Here is a 17,876-nt window from a genome sequence, read left to right as displayed (position 1 = left end):
GGGTTGCCACTGCGGCCGGTGGCGGCATGGGCGGGGCGAGCAGCCCCCGGGAAGGATGGATGGCCCCACACCCCGCGCGCGCGTGGTGTGGGTTGTCACGGAAGGACGATCGGGGGACTGTCCGCTCAGTGCGGCGTCAGTGCAGCGTCAGTGCGGCATCAGTGGGGGCGTCCGTGGCGCCTCAGTGCAGCTTCAGGGCAGCCGGACGGCGGCGGGCAACGGGAGTGGCCGGCCTTGCGACTGCGCGGGCGCGGGGATGCCCAGCATGCGGGACAGGGTCGGTGCCAGGTCCACGATTTCCACACGGGTCTTCACCTCGCCCTGACCCACCCAGGCCGGACCCCAGGTCAGCAGCGGCACGTGGTTGTCATATTCATAAGGCGAGCCATGGGTGGTGCCGGTGGGCCGGCTGGACAGCATGTAGCCCTGCTTGGGAACCAGTTGCAAAGGAGCGGCCACGCCCGCATACCAGGACCGGCGCATCTGCGCCAGGTAAGGCGTGGTCGTGTCGGTGCCGGCCAGTTGCGCCCGGGTGAACGCGGCCTGGATGCCGGGCACCTGCTCCGCCAGGGTCTTGGCGGCAGCATAGACGTCATCGCTCTTGAGGCCCTTGGACTGAATCAGCTTCTCATCGAACAGCAGGCCCGTGGCCGAGAAGTTCGTCACCCAGCGGCCTTCGCCAAAGCGTTTGACCAGCCCCTCATTGATGAAGGCGATGGTCTGGGCCGGGTGGACGCGCCCGGCGTCGCGGCCCTGGCTTTTCGCCCATTCCGGCGTGTCCATGAAACCGTGGTCCGCCGTCAGGACGACGATGTAGTTGTCCCGGCCCACGCGGCCGTCCAGGTACTGGAAGAAGCTTTGCAGGTAGCGGTCCAGATGCAGGAAGTGGTCATGCGACAGGCGCGATTCCGGGCCGAAGGCATGGTTCACATAGTCATGGCTGGAGAGGCTGACGGACAGGATGTCGGTCTGGTCGTCCGCCCCGAGCTGTTCACCCTCGATGGCGGCACGGGCGAAGGCCAGTGTCAGTTCGTCGGCAAACGGGGACGGCAGCAGGCCGGCGTAGTACTTCGGACCCGGGCGGTCCAGCTTCTCGCCCATCACCGCAGGCAGGCGGTTGCCATTGCCGGCATCGGCCTGCCAGGGCTGGCCGTCCGGCACGCTGCGCGCGTAGGCAGGCTCGGGCAGCAGCGGGGTCCAGGACTTGTGGAAGTACTGGTCGGCCGGCCTGGCGTTGTTGAAGGCGTCCACCCAGGCCGGGTGTTGGGCCATGTAATAAGTGGTCGAGGCGAACTGCCCGTCGCTGCTCATGTACATGTAGGCCGTGCCCTTGTGGCCGGACGGCAGGATGGCCCCCCGGTCCTTGCCGGAGATGCCGATCATCTTGGCCCCCGGCTGCACGGTGCGCAGCACGTCGCCCACCGTCTCAGCCTTGTAGTTGTTGGGGCTGGTGCCGGCGTGCGGCTCGGTGGCGTGGCCGATGTACTGGTAGCGGGTGTCCTCGGTGTTGTAGACCACCTCGCCGGTCTTCGGGTCGCGCCATTCGTTGCCGATGATGCTGCTGCGCTCCGGGTAGGCGCCGCTGAGCATGATGGAGTGGCCCGCCGCCGTGACGGTGTAGCCGTGGCCGTAATAGGCGTTGGAGAACCAGGCGCCCCGGTCCAGGAAGCGGCGGAAGCCGTCCGGCTGGAGTTGGTCCCGGTAGCCCAGCACCTGGCGGATGGGCAGGCCGTCCACGGCCATGAAGACCACCAGCTTCGGCGGCTTGGACGCCGGAGCGGTCAAGGGGGCGGACGGGGCGCCGGACGACGGCGGCGTGGCTGCGGTGGTGGCGCTGGGCGCGGACGGGCTGCTGCAGGCGGCCAGTGCGGCGAGCACGGGCACCAGCAGCCAGGTACGGCGGGTCTGTGTCATGGGGTGGTGGGGAGAAAGCATGGACCGGCGCAGTATGGCGCGGTCGAGCCCTGCCTGGGGCGCTGCGCGCATGCCCCGCCAGCCCCTGCCCACAAAGGAAAAGGGCCGGACACCACGCGGTGACCGGCCCATTCCGTTTTCTGATTGGATCGCTTGCGCGCTCCCCTCCTGTTATGGAAAGGGATTGTGCGGGCGCCAGGCAAACCACATGCCCGGGTTTGCCCGGGTGGAGGGTCTTTGCCCGCGACTTCCTTCTCGATTTGGGTGCGTTTTGTGCGGCAATGACGTAAGAAAGCGACGCCTGACCCCGGTTGGGACAAGCTTTGGACGGGCCTTTCAGGGCACCAGGGCCTCATCCAGCACTTCAATCCAGTGTCTGACCGGGGTGGCGGTGCCGCCCTGCAAGTGCTGGATGCAGCCCACATTGCTGGAGACGATCACATCTGCCGCCAACGGTGCCAGCGCCTCGAGTTTGCGGTTTCGCAATTGCTTGGACAGCAGGGGTTGCAGCACCGAGTAAGTGCCGGCGGAGCCGCAGCAAAGGTGGCTGTCGGCCGGCGCGATGGCAATGTCGAAGCCCAGCTCCCGCAGCAGCCCTTCAACGCCCCCCCGGATCTGCTGACCATGCTGCAGCGTGCACGGCGGGTGATACGCCAGCCGGGGGCGCGTCTGGTTCGCGCGCAGGTGAGAGGCCAGGGCGGGTGCGAAGGCGGGCAGGAATTCGCAGAGGTCGCGGGTCATGGCGGACACCTTGGCGGCCCGCTCGGCATAGGCCGGGTCGTGCGCCAGGAGGCGGCCGTAGTCCTTGACCTGCACGCCGCAGCCGGAGGCATTCATGACAATGGCCTCCACCGGCTGGTTGTGGCCGTCCACCATCGGCCACCAGGCATCGATGTTGCGGCGCGCGTCGTCCAGGCCGCCGTGGTGATCGTCCAGATGGGCCCGGATGGCCCCGCAGCAGCCCGCCTCGTCCGCCACCAGGGTCTGGATGCCCGCAGCATCCAGCACCCGGGCGGTCGCTGCATTGATGTTGGGATGCATGGCGGGCTGCACACAGCCCAGCAGCATCAACACCTTGCGCGGGTGGCTGTGCTGCGGCCAGTGGTGGGCGCGGGGATGCGGCCGTGTGGGCACCTTGTCCTTCAGCGCCGCCGGCACGAAGGGCCGGAACACTTGGCCCAGCCGCAGCGCGGGCTTGAACAGCGAGGAGGTCAGGCCTTCCTTCAGCAACCAGCGCCGCAACCGTTCCTGGCGGGGGCGGCCGACCTTGGCGTCCACCACGCGCCGCCCGATCTCCACCAGTTGCCCGTACTGCACGCCGGATGGGCAGGTGCTTTCGCAGTTGCGGCAGGTCAGGCAGCGGTCCAGGTGAAGCTGGGTGGTCTCGGTGGGCTGGGCGCCCTCGAGCACCTGCTTGATCAGGTAGATGCGGCCGCGTGGGCCATCCAGCTCGTCGCCGAGCAACTGGTAGGTGGGGCAGGTGGCCGTGCAGAACCCGCAGTGCACGCAGCGCCGCAGGATGGCCTCGGCGGTCTGGCCTTCAGGGGTGTCCTGGAATTCCGGGGCGAGATGGGTCTGCATCGACGAGGCGGGGGTCCGAGGTCAAAGGTCTGGATACAGCCGGCCGGGGTTGAACCGGCCCTCTGGGTCGAACTGCGCCTTCAGTTCGCGGTGAATGCGGGCCAGCGGGACCGACAGGGGCGAGAACACGCCGGATGTCTTGTCCCGCGCGCGGAACAAGGTGGCGTGGCCGCCGACGGACGCCACGGTGTCGCGCAGTTGCGCCGGGGCCATGGGCGTGACCACCCAGCGCTGGGCGCCGCCCCATTCGATCAACTGCTCCCCATGCAATGACATCGCGGGCGCGGTGGCGGGCACCCCAATGCGCCACATGGACGCGCCGCCCTGCACCGCGCGCCGGGCGCCAATGAAGAATTCGTCGTCCTGGTCCCGCAGCCCGCGCCAGAAGGGGTCGGCCATCGCCGCAGGAATCAGGTCACCGCCCATGCGCTGCATGGCGGCCCGCACCGCGGCGTCGGCGCCGCTGAGGCGCACCACCAGGGCACCGTCCCACCACGCCGTGGCGCTGATGGGCAGGGGCAGGCCGCCCCATCGGTTCATCTGCAGCAAGGCCTGGTCCTGGGGCAGTTCAAAACGCAGCGTGGTGCTGGCCACCGGCCGGGGCAGGACCTTGAGCGTCACCTGCACCATCAGGCCCAGCACGCCCATGGCACCGGCCATGAGGCGGGAGACGTCGTAACCGGCCACGTTCTTCATCACCGTGCCGCCGAAGTGCAGCAGCTCGCCCCGGCCATTGATCATGGACAGGCCCAGCACATGGTCCCGCACCGCGCCGGCGGTGCTGCGCGCGGGGCCGGAGAGGCCGGCGGCCACCATGCCCCCGACGGTGCCGGTGCCCAGGCTTCCATCGGAAAACCTTGGAGGTTCGAATGCGAGATGCTGGCCCTGGTCGGCCAGCGTGGCCTCCAGCTCTGCCAGCGAGGTGCCCGCCGCGGCGGTGACATAGAGTTCGCTGGGCTCGTAGGCCAGCACGCCGTGAAGGGCACGGGTGGACAAGGTCTCGCCCTTGAGCTCGCCGCCATAGAAATGCTTGCTGCCGTGGCCTTCGATGCGCAGCGGGCCACCGGCCCGGATACGGGCCTGCAGGGTCTCGACGGCTTCGGTCAGCGGGGCGGACAGGGCCGCCGGCCCCAAGGGGGTCGGCCGGGCCGCTGCGCCACGGGCGTGTCGATCCAGTTCCACGGATGCGGTCATCAGAATCGCTCCAGGTCAGGGAAGGCCAGCACACCGCGCTTCACATGCATGCGGCCGTACTCGGCGCAGCGCTGCAGCGTGGGAATGACCTTGCCGGGATTGAGCAGCCCTTGCGGGTCGAAGGCCCGTTTCAGGGCCAGCATCTGTTCTCGCTCCTCCGGCGAGAACTGCACACACATGCTGTTGAGTTTTTCCACACCCACGCCGTGTTCTCCGGTCACCGTGCCGCCCATGGCGACGCTGGTCTCCAGGATGTCGGCACCGAACTGCTCACAACGGGCCAGTTGGTCGGGGTCATTGGCGTCATACAGGATCAGGGGATGCAGGTTGCCGTCCCCGGCATGGAAGACATTGGCGCAACGCAGCCCGTATTTCTGCTCCATGGCCTGGATGGCCAGCAGCACGTCGGCCAGGCGCTTGCGCGGGATGGTGGAGTCCATGCACATGTAGTCGGGGCTGATGCGGCCGGACGCCGGGAAGGCGTTCTTGCGCCCGCTCCAGAACCGCAGGCGCTGGGTCTCGCTCTCGCTGACCTCGATGCCGGTGGCGCCGCTGGCCCGCAGCACGGCGATCATGCGCTCGATCTCCTCGGCCACCTCCTCCGGTGTGCCGTCACTCTCGCACAGCAGGATGGCCTCGGCCGCCAGGTCGTAGCCGGCATGGACGAAGTCCTCGACGGCGGCGGTCATCGGCTTGTCCATCATCTCCAGCCCGGCCGGGATGATGCCGCTGGCAATGAGCGCGGCCACGGCGTCCCCGGCGCGGCGCAGGTCGTCGAAGCTGGCCATGATGCAGCGGGCCAACTGGGGCTTGGGGGTGAGCTTCACCGTCACCTCGGTCACCACTGCCAGCATGCCTTCGCTGCCCACCATCACCGTGAGCAGGTCCAACCCCGGCGCGTCAAGCGCCTCGGAGCCGAACTCGATGGGGTCGCCCTCCACGGTGAAGCCCCGCACACGCAGCACGTTGTGCAGGGTGAGGCCATATTTGAGGCAGTGCACGCCGCCGGAGTTCTCGGCCACGTTGCCGCCGATGGTGCAGGCAATCTGGCTGCTGGGGTCCGGCGCGTAATAGAGGCCATGCGGCGCCGCCGCCTCGGAGATGGCCAGGTTGCGCACGCCGCATTGCACACGGGCTGTTCGGGCGAGCGGGTCCACGGCGACGATGCGGTTGAACTTGGCCAGGCCCAGCGTGACGCCCAGCGGGTGGGGCATGGCGCCACCGGACAGGCCGGTGCCCGCGCCCCGTGCCACCACCGGCACCTTCAGGCGGTGGCAACTGCGCAGCACGGCGCACACTTGCGCCTCGTCCTCGGGCAGGGCAACCACCAGCGGGCGTTGGCGGTAGGCCGTGAGGCCGTCGCATTCATAGGGTTGTGTCTGCTCGTCCCGCCAAAGCAGGGCGTGTGCCGGCAGCACGGCCGACAGCGCCTGGACCACTTCGGCCTGGCGTGCGGCGCGCTCGGCAATGGTCACGGGCAACGGAGCATTCATGGGCTGAACTGTACCGGGCGGCGCACCGCCCGGGTGCAAGGAAAACGCTGGCCCGGTGCAAGGCGCCGCCGGGGGGCAGGTCAGCTGTCGAGGAAGACCGTCAGCACGCCGGTATAGCCGTGCAACTGGCCATGGGCGATCTCACCGTTGGCGAAGAAGCCGACCAGCGGCACGTCGCCCAGCGCGTGCTGCACCCACTGGAGTTCGGCCGACGGCGCGCCGAAGTGCGGGCCCCCACGGCCGGTGCAACTCACGTAGAGGGCGCCGGCCATGGTGGCCCCCAACTCCTCGGCGTCCGCACGGATTTCGGTGCAGATGCGCACCAGGTCGCGGCGGGCGGCTTCGGGGTTTCGTTCGCAAAAGCTCAGCAGGTCGCCTTCGCGCAGCTGTTCGGCCACGGCCACGCTGCGGCGCGCGGGGTCCAGGCCGACCAGATGGCGCACGCGCACCTCGGGCCCGTAGTCCTTGCGAGCGCCCGGGGCGTCGCTCAGGCCGACGAGGGTGCGCCGGAACAGGGGCAGGGCCTGGCGCAGGCTGGTGGTCTCGCCGGTGAAGGCGGGCAGCTTGAGGTCTTCGAGCAGGGCGTCCAATGCGGGCTGGCCGTCCAGTTCGGTGGCCAGGGTGCCGTCGCTACCGGTGATGCGGCGCTCCCGCCCCAGCGGTTGGCAACCCTGGCTGACCCGGGAGATCCAGCGGACACCGGCACGCAGGGCGAGCCCGGAGAGGCCGCCCTCCACCACGCCATCGGCGATCTGCACCGCCTGGCTGCGTCCGCTGACCAGGCCGCCAAACACATAACCGCTCGAACATCGCTCGGCCAGTTCGCCGATCAGGTCCTGCAGGTCCGGCGTGGCCCCGTCGGCGTGCAGCAGCAGGCTGCGGGCACCGCTGTCCTGTACCAGGGGCTGACGGCCGGAGAAGATCTGCCACTGATCCGGCGGCAGGTCGCACATCATTAGCGTCAGCGCCGGCTCGCCAAAGTATTCCGCCCCCGCCGCGCAGACGGCCAGGGCGGAGGCGCCCACCCAGCCGCAGCCGGGCCAGCGCTGGCGGGCGTCGTCCAGCAGGGCCTGGGCCTGGGGCAGGTAGTCCTCGGTGAAATAGAGAAAGCCGAGTGTGGGCGTGAGCTCACCGCGCTGCCCGTCGATCTGGGCAGCCGCCAGCGCCATGGCCATGTGCGCGTCGGGATGGGTGGCATGGGCCTGAAAGAAACGAGGCATGAACGGCCCTCGGGGTAGGCGGACTGGAACTGTACGCTGCCGGTTCAGGGCGTGCGTCGGGAAGGGCGGGGACGTGGTGCCGCCGCTTTGGTGGTTTCGGCGGCCTTGGCGGTCCTGATGGGCCGAGCGGTCTTCGCGCTGGCCTTGCCGGCCCTTCCAGGCGACGACGCGGCCGGCTTGCCCGCGCCGGAGCCGGAGGCTGAGGCGGCCCCTGTGGAGGCTCCGGAGGCGGCGCGTGCGGGCTTGGCGCCGGACGCTGCCGTCCTGGCGGCTGCCTGCGCCGCCTTGGTCGCCTGGTTCATCATTTCACCCGGCATGGCGGCCGCCTTGCGGAAGGTCTCGCCAGCGGCGTCCAAGCCCTGCTGGACCAGGGTGTTGTCCTTCATCGCCTGGGTGGCGATCTGGGTGAACTGCTGGGTCAGGGCATTCCACCACTGCATCGGGTCAACGCCTGCGCTGCCGGGCTTGCCTGCCTGGCCAGCACTTCTGGCCTGGCTGGCGGCGTCTGCCGGCGCTTCATCGGCGTCATCGGACTGTGCTGGCGCCGGCCGGCTGGTGCCCTTGCTGGCGCTGGTGGCATCCGCCGCAGCGGTCGATGCAGGGCCAGATGCGGGATCGGGTGCGGGATCGGGCGCACCCCCGGAGGCCTTGCCGGCTCCCGCCCCCGCCCTTGCTCCCGTCCCGGTCCCCGCAACGGTACCTGGCCACCCCTTGACCGCATCGGCCCAGGCGGCAGCCGGCCCGCCGGCCATGGCCGCGGCGAATTCCTGCATCTGCGGGGTCTTGAGCGCCTGCTTCAGATCGGCCATCGGCACATTCATGGCGTTCAGGGTGGAGAGTGTCATCTTCTGCACTTCCAGGGCCTGGACGGTGGTGGCCAGCATGCGGGCGTTCTGTTCCAGCCAGAACTGCACGGCCCGCAGCTCATTGATGCGTTTTTCCAGTTCCTGCGGGTTCAGTGTGGGGGCTACCCACTGGTTGAAGCCGGGAATGGCCGCCCCCGCGTTCTTGGCGAGCCCCTGCAGGAAATCGAAACCGGGCACAAAGGCCCCAAAGCTGCTGTCGGACATGGCTTACCTCGTCAATGGCTGGCGCGTGAGGCCGATCCTACGCTTCACTTGACCAGAATGCCGTTCAGGTCGGCCCAGCCGGTCCAGAGAATCTGGATGCCGATGCACAGCAGCACAAAGGCCATCAGCCGCATCATCACCAGGGTGCCGACCTCGCCCAGGCGCATCATCAGTCGGCCACCGTTGCGGAACACGAGATAGATCAGCCCCGCTGTGATGGCCGCCCCGATGGCGGCAATGCCGGCGCCCATCAGGTAGGGCAGCGGCGAACGGGGCAGCTGCGCGCCCAGCGCAATGGCCGCGGCGATGCAGCCCGGGCCGGTGGTGAGCGGGAAGGTGATGGGGAAGAAGCTGCGCCGGACGATCTCCGCCTCGGTGAGGTCGGCACTGGCGTCCTCGGCGATGGCGGTCTGCACTTCGTCGGTCTCTTCGTGGCGCGTGAGCATGGTCCAGGCGCTGAAGGCCACCAGCAGGCCACCGGCCACGCGGACCACCGGCAGCGAGATGCCAAACATGTCCAGCACATAGGTGCCCACCAGCATGGAGGCCATGATCACCACCCAGCCATTGATGGCCACCTGGCGGGACAGGCGCTTCAGCACCCGGTCATCTCCACCGGCAGCGTCGATCACGATCGGTGCCACGCCCACCGGGTTGATGATGGGCAGCAGGGTCAGTGGTACCAGGAACAGAGCCTGAAGAATGGATGGCAGGGTGGCCACGCGGAACTCCGGAAACGGGGATGGGACTGTTGAGTGAGAAATGACCGGCCAGTGTGCCGCAACTCGATCACTTTCCGGGCTCGGGATGCACCTGGGTCACCTCGAATCCGTGCTGCCGCAACAACGTCGGCAGGGCCTGCGGCCCCGTCATGTGCAGCGCGCCCACGGCCACCAGCAAGGACTGGCCCTTCTGGTGCAGTTCCGAGATGCGCTCGGCCAGGTTGGGGTTGCGTGCGTCGTTCTCACGTGCGAGGGCGGCGCGGTCGCGCGCATCGTTGATGCAGTTGCACCAGTCTTCGTAACGGGAGAGGCGGCGCAGGTCGCCGCGCTCCCAGGTGTTGACCAGGTCTTTCAGCATGCGCTGCAGCGGCGCGGGGCGTTCCAGCTGCTGAAGGCCGGAGCGAAGTTCATGCCGCGCCTCTTCGGGGTCTTGCGGCAGCAGGGCGGAGAGCTGCCCTTCAAGCGTTTCCAGTGCAATCACCGGCAGGCCGCGCTGGCGCGCCCAGCCGCTCAGCAGCACCTCCTGGCCGTAACGCACATCCAGGCCAAGCCCACGGGCGCGGGCCAGGGTGATGGTGCTCAGTTGCAGCAGCGGATGCATGGACGCCAGCGCCTGCGCGGGCAGGCAGACGCTGCGCGCCTGGGTGGCCAGACGTTGCTTCAGCCTGGCGTCGATGGGCAGATCGGGAATGGGCGGCATCTGCCAGGAGGCGGTGTCCAGCGGGTCCAGCTCGAGGGCGACCGCGTCTACCTGGCCCAGTACCTCCTTCAGCCGGGGGCCGGGCGCGATCCAGGCCGGTCGCCCCAGGTGAAGGCTGGCGTGCAGATAGGAGGTGTGACCGTCCCGGGTCAGCGTCCAGAGGATGCCGCGGTCCCGCGCCTGGGCGTCGGCCTGTGCCTGGGAAACGGTGGCGGGTTCAGCGGGGCAGCGAGGCTCGGTGGGCGTGGCGGCCTGGGTGGGCGCGGCCCAGGCCAGGGTGGCCGTGACGGTGGCGGTCAGGGTGGCGGCCAAGGCGGCGCTGATGCCGGTGTTCAGGGCGGTGCTCATGGCGGATGCCAGCCGGCCCGCGGTTCTGCGCCAGCCGCGCGGGTGGCGACCGGACGTGTGCGGAAGCATCGGAAGGGAGGGGGTGGTGCGCTGCATGGGGGTGGACGATGCCACAGTTCCCGGCCGCGTTCCGCCCAGCCCGATTCCTTGCTGGCCCTTGATCAACCGCTGGACGGCCTGAAACCCATGGCCCGGCGTTGCCGTACCTCCGGCTTCACCCGGTGCTCGGCCTCCAGCAGGTTGAGCAGGTCGTCTGGCAGCAGCGGCGAGCCCAGGATGTCGGCTTGCTGACGCACGGCGGCGAAGTCGCCCAGTGTGAGCTGGTCCAGTGCGCAAAGGCGCTCCGTCTGGATCGGGTCGGGCGCCTGGCCGGCATCCAGTTCGAACAGGCGCAGGCGTTGCTCCGGGCGCAGCGGAAGGAAGCGGATCTTGAAGCTGAAGCGCCGCAGCGCGGCTTCATCCAGGTCATCAAAGGCATTGGTGGTGCAGATGAAGATGCCAGCGTGGCGCTCCATGCCCGCCAGCATCTCGTTGACCTCGCTGACCTCATAGTGGCGCTCGGCCCGGCGGCGGCTGCGCAGGAAGCTGTCTGCCTCGTCCAGCAGCAGCACCGCGTTTTCCTGAGCGGCCGTCTCGAACATGTGGGCCATGTTCTGTTCGGTTTCGCCCACGTACTTGCTCATCAGGTCACTGGCCAGGCGGACCATCAGCGGGCGCTGCAGTTCGGTGGCGATGCTCTCCGCCAAAGCGGTCTTGCCGCTGCCCGGCGGCCCGAAGAAGCACAGGCTGCCCATGCCGCGCCGCCGCAGGGCCTCCACCAGGCGGGGCAGTTCGAAGCGGGATTCGTAATGGATCAGATCCAGCGCGTAATGCGCCGGGCGCGGCCGCTGGGCATGCAGCGGCTCGCCGTGCCCCAGGGCCTTGTCGGCATGGGCCAGCTGGCGGTTGATGAGTGCTTCGTTGAGGTCGGCCTTGTCGCCAGTGCCTGCCAGCCGGGCAAAACGCACGGCGGTGCGCACCTGGGCCGGGGTCAGGCCGCTGCGCTCCGCGAGCCGCTCCGCAAAGCCATCGGAGACGGGCAGCTCTGCCAGTGCCTTGCGCACCAGGCCCAGCCGCGCGCCGGGTGGGGGGCTCTTGAGCTCCAGGTGGTATTGAAAGCGGCGGCGGAAGGCGGGGTCGATGTGTTCGATCCGGTTGGTGATCCACAGCACCGGGACCGGGTTGTTCTCAAGGATCTGATTGACCCATGCCTTGCCGTTCACCGCCATGGGTGGGGGGCTGTCCAGCGCGGCATCCAGGCGCGCCATCAGGTGGGCGGTGTCGCCGCTGAGATGCGGGAAAACGTCCTCCACCTCGTCGAACAGCAGGGCCACGTCAGTGCTGGCCTTCAGGAAGACCTGGCTGATCTGCAGCGAGCGGTAGCGGTCGCGGCCGCCGAGGGCGTTGCCGTCGCGGTCGGCATATTCGACCTCATAAAGGCTCAGGCCGGCCTCGCGCGCGGCCACCTTGGCCAGCTCCGTCTTGCCCGTGCCGGGCGGCCCGTAGATCAGGACGTTGACACCGGCCTGGCGCTGCGCCACGGCATTGCGCAGCAGCCGGCCGATGACTTCGAGCTCCTCCTCGATGAAATCGAAGTCGGTGCGTTGCAATGCGCTGTCGCTGACCGGCCGTGTGAACACCGCCATCAGGTCCTGAGGGTCGCGGTATTCGCGCATCAGGATCGGCGGCAACTGGTCACTGACCTTCATCAGGTCGGAGAGGTCGGTGATGTTGTGCTCGGCAATCAGGTTCTCCACCATGCCGACGCGTTCCAGGCGCGAGCCCGCACGCAGCGCCTCGGCCACGTCACGCGGGTCGACACCCGCCACTTCCGCAATCGCCGTGAAGGCCTCCTGGGCCGTGTTGACCTTGAACTCCACCAGGGCGCCACGCAGCTCACGCTGGTAGCGCGCCAGCGTGCCGTAGAGCAGCAGGGCGCGTTCGGCTGCGTTGAGCTGCAGCAGGTGGCCCAGCGCGGCAATGTTTTCCTGCACGAGGGTGGATTCGCTGCGCAACCGCTGCTCCAGTACGTCGCAGGTGCAGGCGAGCAGTGTCAGCAGGTCCTTGGGAGCGTCCTTGATGTATTCATCGAGGTAGAAAAACAGCGTGCCCTCCGCGAAGGGGCCGCGCCAGACGCCATGGCGTGCGAGGAAGGCAGCGTCGCTCAATGCCTCATGCCCTGCCCACAGTGAATGGCCCTGACAACGGCTGGCCAGATAGGTGCGCAGCCGCGTGAGCACGGGCGGGGGCCAGACGAGGTGGCGCGCCGTCAGCGACAGCAGGCCGGAGAGATCACGGCGCGCATTGAAGCGATTGGCGTGGCGGACCGTGAGTGTGAGCACAAAGTGCGAGCACATGCGGTCCAGGACCGGGCTTGCTAAAAAGCCCGGGGAGACGAGCGGTGTCGGCGCGCGCTTGCCCATAGGCATCAGGCCAGCTGGCTCTCCTTTGGATGTTGGCCCCGCGACCCGGGTGCTGACTCATCTTGGCGCAGCGGGGTCACGGGGGCAAGCCCCGTGGGGAAGGGGCCACAGGCCCCCGATGTTGGGGGCATCCGGGGCCACTGGTGGCACCCGGAAATGGAGGCGACGGCGGTGGCGGCGGCGGCCCCGGGGCCTTAGTGCATGATCACCGGTTGCTGGCCCATGTCGGCGTATTGCGAGATGAAGGCGTCCAGGTCGTCCACATCCGGGCCTTGTTCGATCAAGGCTTCCACACCTTCCTGGAACTGCTGTGCCAGTGCACCCTCGATGAAGATCTCCTTGCGGGTGAACTTGTCCACGATCTCGAAACCGTCGCGTTGCAGCGGCGGGTGATCGGGGTGAGGCGTGTCGCTCAGCGACAGCGAGACAGGTACATCGAACTGGACGACGATGTAGCTGGGTGAGTCGTAGAGCATGTGCATAAGGACTCCTTGTTGGTAGGAGTTATGGCCTGACGCGCCGGTTTCAAGACCCCGTCGCTCCCAACCAGGCCACGACCCATGGTCGCAGAACTTCTGCAGTCCAACCCAGGCATTTGTGGTGCTAACCGCACATCCATGGGGGATAGTTCACAGTCGCTTACCGTCTGATGCCGGGATGGCCCTCTGAGTGTTCTTCGGCAATCGAAGGGCCCGCAGTGCGGTTGCCATCGTGGGTTGCATTGAACCTGGCGGATCAGTCACCGGGCGAAGCTTCCAGTGTTTTCATGGCGAACCCTCTCAGACATCCCAGGCGACAATGCCTTGGGAACCTCTGCATAACAACTTGTCCCGATGAAACTTGCCACCTACCGTGACGGTTCGCGCGATGGCCAACTGGTGGTTGTCTCGCGTGATCTAAGCCAGGCCTGCTTCGCCACTGGCATTGCCACGCGGCTCCAGCAGGTGCTGGACGACTGGAACTTCATGGCGCCTCAACTGGAGGCGCTTTACCAATCTCTCAACCAGGGGCGTGCGCGGCATGCGTTCAGCTTTGACAGCCGTCAATGTCTGGCGCCGCTGCCAAGGCCTGCGGCCTGGCTGGCCGGGGACGCTTATCCGGCGTATGGTGCAGCACTGCGGGAGCGCGGCCTGGCCTGGCCGGAACGGCTCAGTGGGCCGCTGGTGCGCATGGGTGGCGGGGAGGCCTTGTTGGGTCCCAATGAGACGCCGGCACTGCACCAGGCGCCGGGGCTGGAGCCGGAGCCGCAACTCGCGGTCGTCATGGGCGACCTGGGGGCCAATGCCGTGCCGTCACAAGCCTTGGAGGCGGTGCGGCTGCTGATGGTGGTCAACGCCTGGGTGCTTCGGCCCGTTCAGCAGGAGGAATTGGCCCATGGTTGGCCGGCGCTGCACAGCCGTCCGGCGCTGCAATTTGCGCCGGTGGCCGTCACGCCGGACGAGTTGCCGGGTACCTGGTATCTGGGCCGCGTGGCCTTGCAACTGCAGATCCAGCGCAATGGCCGCAAGCAGCCCTTGCTGGACGCGAAGGAAGGCATGACGTGGAGCTTTGGCGATCTGGTGGCGGAAGCCGCTCGCCATCGACCCTTGCGGGCTGGCACGCTGGTGGGTGCCGGGACACCGGGGGGCGGTAATGTGGTGACGCTGAAGGCCGGGGACAGCCTGCGCCTGGAATTCAAGTTGGCCGACGGGGGCAGCCCCTTCGGGCCGATCGACATGGATCTGGCGGAGCCGGATGCCGAGGTGGGGGGGCCTGGGGCCGCCAGCGATGGCGCTGCCGGAGATGGCGCTCCTGACGATGTGGCTGCAGCGGATGGGGCGGCAGGCGATGGGGGCACCGGTGATGGTGCAGATGACACGGCGACTGATGGGGCTTCAGCCTCAGCCGATGAAGGAGACAGCAATGCAACGACGTGAACTTTGTGCCTGGCTGGGCACCGGCCTGTTCAGCACGCTGGGGGCCCGCGCGGCCTGGGCGTTCAGCCTGACCGAGGGCGATGCGGCTTCCGGGGTTCGCGCTGCGCTGGAGCGGGGTGCCCAGGCGGCGCTGACCAATCTGGGGCGCACGGATGGTTTCCTGGGGAATCCGCAGGTGAAGATTGAACTGCCGGGCGGGCTGAAGGATGCTGCGCGCTTGCTGCGTACGACGGGGCAGGGCAAGCGGCTGGATGATCTGGTGACGGCGATGAACCGTGCAGCGGAGCAGGCGGTGCCGGAGGCGCGTCAGTTGCTGGTGAGCACGGTACGCAACATCTCGGTGGAAGATGCGGTGCGGATTGTCCGGGGCGGGGACAACGCGGTGACCAGCTTCTTTGAAGAGAAGACACGCAGCCCGCTGATGGAGCGCTTTCTTCCGATCGTGACGAAGGCGACTGAGCGGCAATCTCTGGCGGAGAAATACAACGCCGTGGCTGGACGGGCTGCCGGGTTCGGGCTGGTGCGCAAGGAGGATGCCAACCTGCAGTCCTACGTCACGGACAAGGCGTTGGACGGGCTGTACTTCATGATTGGTGAGGAAGAAAAGAAGATCCGGAAGGATCCGATCGGCACGGGTAGTGCGATCTTGAAGAAGGTCTTCGGCTAAAGAAGCTTTTACCTCGGCTCGCGGGTGTGCGGGTGTGATGCAGAGGTTCCCTGGGCTTTCTACAATACGGCCCATGACGTCCTCTGCCTCCGTTCGCTATACCCGTGGTGCCGCCCTGCCGGCCATCCTGCAACAGCGCATTGCCGTGCTGGATGGTGCCATGGGCACGATGATCCAGCGCTACAAGCTGACGGAGGCCGATTTCCGGGGAACGCGTCTGGTCGATCACCCCAAGGATCTCAAGGGCAACAATGACCTGCTGGTGCTGACCAAGCCGGAGGTGATTGCCGAGATTCACCGCCAGTATCTGGATGCTGGCGCGGACATCATTGAGACCAACACCTTCGGCACCACGACCGTGGCGCAAGAGGACTATGGGCTGGCGCACCTGGCCTACGAGATGAATGTGGCGGCTGCCCGGCTGGCCCGGGAGGCTTGTGATGCCTTCAGCACGCCGGAGAAGCCTCGTTTTGCGGCTGGCGCCCTTGGCCCCACGCCTCGCACTGCTTCCATCAGTCCGGACGTGAATGACCCTGCGGCCCGCAACGTGGATTTCGACACATTGCGTGCCGCTTACTACGAGCAGGCCAAGGGTTTGCTGGAAGGGGGCGTGGACCTGTTTCTGATCGAGACGATCTTTGACACGCTCAATGCCAAGGCGGCCATTTTTGCGGTGGATGAGTTGATGGAAGACACGGGCGAACGTCTGCCGGTGATTATTTCCGGCACGGTCACCGACGCTTCCGGCCGCATCCTTTCCGGCCAGACGGTCACTGCGTTCTGGCACTCGGTGCGTCACGCCCGCCCGTTGGCGGTTGGCCTGAACTGTGCCTTGGGTGCTGCGCTGATGCGGCCCTACATCGAAGAGCTTTCCAAGGCTGCGGGCGACACACCGATCTCCTGCTACCCCAATGCTGGCCTGCCCAACCCGATGAGCGACACGGGTTTCGACGAAACGCCTGACGTGACTGGACGCTTGGTGGGCGAGTTCGCGAGTGCGGGCTTCCTGAACATTGCGGGTGGCTGCTGCGGCACAACGCCTGACCACATCCGCGCCATTGCACAGAAGGTGTCCAGCTACCAGCCCCGCCGCTGGGGCTCCAAGATGTTCAGTGGGTTGTTGACCCCTGGTTGACCCAAAGTCCAACGCCCGGCGCTTTCCGGCGCAGGCAGAGATGGCCCACCGGCCCCGCTGTGAGAATCGCGAATCGCTCAATATAGCTTGAGCAACGCATCCATATTGACGCGCAGTTTGACCTCATGCGGTGCCAGGCTCGCCGTGATGGCGTTGGTTGGCAGCCGTGTATCCCGTATCACCGGTGCTGTCAGCGGCGTCCCACTGCGCCCCACCAGCGCGGCGACCGTCGGTTCATTCGCGCTATGGCCGCGTTTGAGCACCATCGCTTCCTCCCCGCTGGCCAGCCGCACCAGCGAGCCTGGTGGATAAAGGCCGATGGCCTTGATCAGTGCCGCCCCGGCCTCGTCTGGCGCGTGGTTCTCGTCCAGATAGACCGACCGTGCTGCCTGCGCCGCCGAGAGAGCCCGGCGCGTCCTGCGCGGACTGATGCGGGCCCCATACACATCGACCCGCCGCAGCAGCCGCGCCATCAATTCTCCATCGGAGCGCCCATGCAACGGCCCAGGCCCCGCATCGTGATGCAAACGCACGGCCCCGAGCCAGGCGTCGTCGTCCACCCCCATGGCGCGCAGCATCTCTGCTGCCTTGTCCCCATGCCCGGCCAGCGCCTCACGTTCCGTGCTGCCCAGCAGCGTGGTGCGAAGTGCCCATTGATCCTGATCCCGGCCGATGCTCAGGTTCATGGTCAGCGCCGCCAGCGTGAGGGTGCGTCGGCGGCCTTCGCCCCAACCCAGTTGGCGTGCCGTCATCTCCGCCATCACCAGGCTCAGCAGCGCATGACGGGTGCTGTAGTCCAGCGGCTCCTGGCCCGCGTCATGGATCAGCAGCGCCAGCGATGAATCCGGCTGCGGTTGCAGCCGCGCCAGCACCCGGTCCAGCAAGGGCGAAAGCCGGGCCAGAAAGTCGGCCCGCTCCGGGTCTCGCAGCAACTGCTGCGTCTGGGATTGCAGATCGCTCCAGGCGGCCGTTTCGCTCACCGGGGCGGTGCGGGCGGGCTGGCGGTCCGGGCGCAGGTCCGCATGGAAATCGGTCTGCGCCTTGGCCAGCGCCGCCAGGGGCGCGCCCTGCAGCATCATGGTGTCCAGCTTGTGGGCCAGCGCGCGCTGGTATTCACGGGTTTCGTGCAGCTGCACAAAAGGGCCGCGCGCCACCAGGTCGCGCACCTGCGGCGTGTCAGGCAGCGCGTGGCCGGCGGCAAACAGCAAGTGCCCCGCCGCATCGCGCAGCGAGAAGGACAGTATTTGTCCCACCCGCAGGCTGTTGGGAGGAAGTTGAACGAGTTCCACAGTGATGCGGACACGGGTGAGCGGCACCCCGCCTGGCTCCCTCTGCCCGGATGTGCCGCCTTCGTGCCAAAGTTGTCGTTATGGCGTTGTTGTCGGTCAGCATACGCCGACACTGAAGGCCGGGAATGCCCGGCACCCCCAGAAACCGGCCTTCCCCCGGTAGAA

At 67.7% G+C, this 17,876-nt stretch carries 14 protein-coding genes; 3 read left to right on the top strand and 11 right to left on the bottom strand.

The features are described from left to right. Positions 1 to 192: 192 nt before the first annotated feature. From BMY53_RS07765 to BMY53_RS07720, 10 genes are all read right to left on the bottom strand, one after another. Positions 193 to 1,914, bottom strand: a complete 1,722-nt coding sequence (locus BMY53_RS07765; protein ID WP_177200785.1) for an alkaline phosphatase family protein — start codon at positions 1,912 to 1,914, stop codon at positions 193 to 195. A 336-nt stretch (positions 1,915 to 2,250) separates the two neighbouring features. Continuing rightward, positions 2,251 to 3,495, bottom strand: coding sequence for a glycolate oxidase subunit GlcF (gene glcF / locus BMY53_RS07760; RefSeq protein ID WP_092945334.1), 1,245 nt, complete (start codon positions 3,493 to 3,495; stop codon positions 2,251 to 2,253). 21 nt (positions 3,496 to 3,516) lie between these two features. Continuing rightward, positions 3,517 to 4,689 (bottom strand): glycolate oxidase subunit GlcE, encoded by a 1,173-nt coding sequence (glcE, locus tag BMY53_RS07755; protein ID WP_092945333.1) that lies wholly within the window; start codon positions 4,687 to 4,689, stop codon positions 3,517 to 3,519. Further along, the gene (locus tag BMY53_RS07750) at positions 4,689 to 6,182 is read right to left on the bottom strand and encodes an FAD-linked oxidase C-terminal domain-containing protein (protein ID WP_092945332.1); all 1,494 of its coding nucleotides are present in this window, start codon (positions 6,180 to 6,182) and stop codon (positions 4,689 to 4,691) included. The genes glcE and BMY53_RS07750 overlap by 1 nt, the downstream gene beginning before the upstream one ends. Before the next feature lie 80 nt (positions 6,183 to 6,262). Continuing rightward, the gene (locus BMY53_RS07745; RefSeq protein WP_092945331.1) at positions 6,263 to 7,402 is read right to left on the bottom strand and encodes an FIST signal transduction protein; all 1,140 of its coding nucleotides are present in this window, start codon (positions 7,400 to 7,402) and stop codon (positions 6,263 to 6,265) included. A 44-nt stretch (positions 7,403 to 7,446) separates the two neighbouring features. Next, positions 7,447 to 8,472, bottom strand: coding sequence for a PhaM family polyhydroxyalkanoate granule multifunctional regulatory protein (locus tag BMY53_RS07740; RefSeq protein ID WP_092945330.1), 1,026 nt, complete (start codon positions 8,470 to 8,472; stop codon positions 7,447 to 7,449). A 44-nt stretch (positions 8,473 to 8,516) separates the two neighbouring features. After that, positions 8,517 to 9,194: a MarC family protein gene (locus BMY53_RS07735; RefSeq protein ID WP_177200784.1), complete on the bottom strand. Its 678-nt coding sequence runs from the start codon at positions 9,192 to 9,194 to the stop codon at positions 8,517 to 8,519. A gap of 67 nt (positions 9,195 to 9,261) precedes the next feature. After that, on the bottom strand, positions 9,262 to 10,242 hold the full coding sequence (locus BMY53_RS07730; RefSeq protein ID WP_092945328.1) for a TraB/GumN family protein: 981 nt from the start codon (positions 10,240 to 10,242) through the stop codon (positions 9,262 to 9,264). A gap of 161 nt (positions 10,243 to 10,403) precedes the next feature. Then, the gene (locus BMY53_RS07725; RefSeq protein ID WP_404947861.1) at positions 10,404 to 12,710 is read right to left on the bottom strand and encodes an ATP-binding protein; all 2,307 of its coding nucleotides are present in this window, start codon (positions 12,708 to 12,710) and stop codon (positions 10,404 to 10,406) included. 188 nt (positions 12,711 to 12,898) lie between these two features. Next, positions 12,899 to 13,186, bottom strand: coding sequence for a BTH_I0359 family protein (locus tag BMY53_RS07720; protein WP_092945326.1), 288 nt, complete (start codon positions 13,184 to 13,186; stop codon positions 12,899 to 12,901). A 351-nt stretch (positions 13,187 to 13,537) separates the two neighbouring features. Here BMY53_RS07720 and BMY53_RS07715 point away from each other — a divergent pair, with 351 nt between their 5' ends. From BMY53_RS07715 to BMY53_RS07705, 3 genes are all read left to right on the top strand, one after another. After that, entirely contained in the window at positions 13,538 to 14,620 is a 1,083-nt protein-coding gene (locus BMY53_RS07715; protein WP_092945325.1) for a fumarylacetoacetate hydrolase family protein, read from the top strand. Further along, complete coding sequence (locus BMY53_RS07710; protein ID WP_092945324.1) at positions 14,607 to 15,287, top strand: DUF4197 domain-containing protein; 681 nt, start codon at positions 14,607 to 14,609, stop codon at positions 15,285 to 15,287. Before BMY53_RS07715 ends, BMY53_RS07710 begins: the two co-directional genes overlap by 14 nt. 73 nt (positions 15,288 to 15,360) lie before the next feature. Beyond that, positions 15,361 to 16,422: a homocysteine S-methyltransferase family protein gene (locus BMY53_RS07705; protein ID WP_092945323.1), complete on the top strand. Its 1,062-nt coding sequence runs from the start codon at positions 15,361 to 15,363 to the stop codon at positions 16,420 to 16,422. A gap of 77 nt (positions 16,423 to 16,499) precedes the next feature. Here the strand turns inward: BMY53_RS07705 and BMY53_RS07700 are convergent, their stop codons facing one another. Next, positions 16,500 to 17,738 (bottom strand): HD-GYP domain-containing protein, encoded by a 1,239-nt coding sequence (locus BMY53_RS07700; RefSeq protein WP_143073984.1) that lies wholly within the window; start codon positions 17,736 to 17,738, stop codon positions 16,500 to 16,502. Positions 17,739 to 17,876 lie beyond the last annotated feature (138 nt).

It is taken from the genome of Roseateles sp. YR242 (assembly GCF_900109745.1).
Taxonomy (GTDB): domain Bacteria; phylum Pseudomonadota; class Gammaproteobacteria; order Burkholderiales; family Burkholderiaceae_C; genus Roseateles.
Note: the sequence above shows the minus strand (reverse complement) of the source record. Positions and strands in the feature narration are given on the sequence as shown.

Excerpts from the sequence above, each read along its gene's own strand:
- glcE (WP_092945333.1), bottom strand. The coding sequence starts at position 4,689 with ATGACCGCATCCGTGGAACTGGATCGACACGCCCGTGGCGCAGCGGCC.
- BMY53_RS07715 (WP_092945325.1), top strand. The coding sequence starts at position 13,538 with ATGAAACTTGCCACCTACCGTGACGGTTCGCGCGATGGCCAACTGGTG.
- BMY53_RS07765 (WP_177200785.1), bottom strand. The coding sequence starts at position 1,914 with ATGACACAGACCCGCCGTACCTGGCTGCTGGTGCCCGTGCTCGCCGCA.
- BMY53_RS07750 (WP_092945332.1), bottom strand. The coding sequence starts at position 6,182 with ATGAATGCTCCGTTGCCCGTGACCATTGCCGAGCGCGCCGCACGCCAG.
- BMY53_RS07745 (WP_092945331.1), bottom strand. The coding sequence starts at position 7,402 with ATGCCTCGTTTCTTTCAGGCCCATGCCACCCATCCCGACGCGCACATG.
- BMY53_RS07720 (WP_092945326.1), bottom strand. The coding sequence starts at position 13,186 with ATGCACATGCTCTACGACTCACCCAGCTACATCGTCGTCCAGTTCGAT.
- BMY53_RS07725 (WP_404947861.1), bottom strand. The coding sequence starts at position 12,710 with ATGCCTATGGGCAAGCGCGCGCCGACACCGCTCGTCTCCCCGGGCTTT.
- BMY53_RS07730 (WP_092945328.1), bottom strand. The coding sequence starts at position 10,242 with ATGAGCACCGCCCTGAACACCGGCATCAGCGCCGCCTTGGCCGCCACC.
- glcF (WP_092945334.1), bottom strand. The coding sequence starts at position 3,495 with ATGCAGACCCATCTCGCCCCGGAATTCCAGGACACCCCTGAAGGCCAG.
- BMY53_RS07710 (WP_092945324.1), top strand. The coding sequence starts at position 14,607 with ATGCAACGACGTGAACTTTGTGCCTGGCTGGGCACCGGCCTGTTCAGC.
- BMY53_RS07740 (WP_092945330.1), bottom strand. The coding sequence starts at position 8,472 with ATGTCCGACAGCAGCTTTGGGGCCTTTGTGCCCGGTTTCGATTTCCTG.
- BMY53_RS07705 (WP_092945323.1), top strand. The coding sequence starts at position 15,361 with ATGACGTCCTCTGCCTCCGTTCGCTATACCCGTGGTGCCGCCCTGCCG.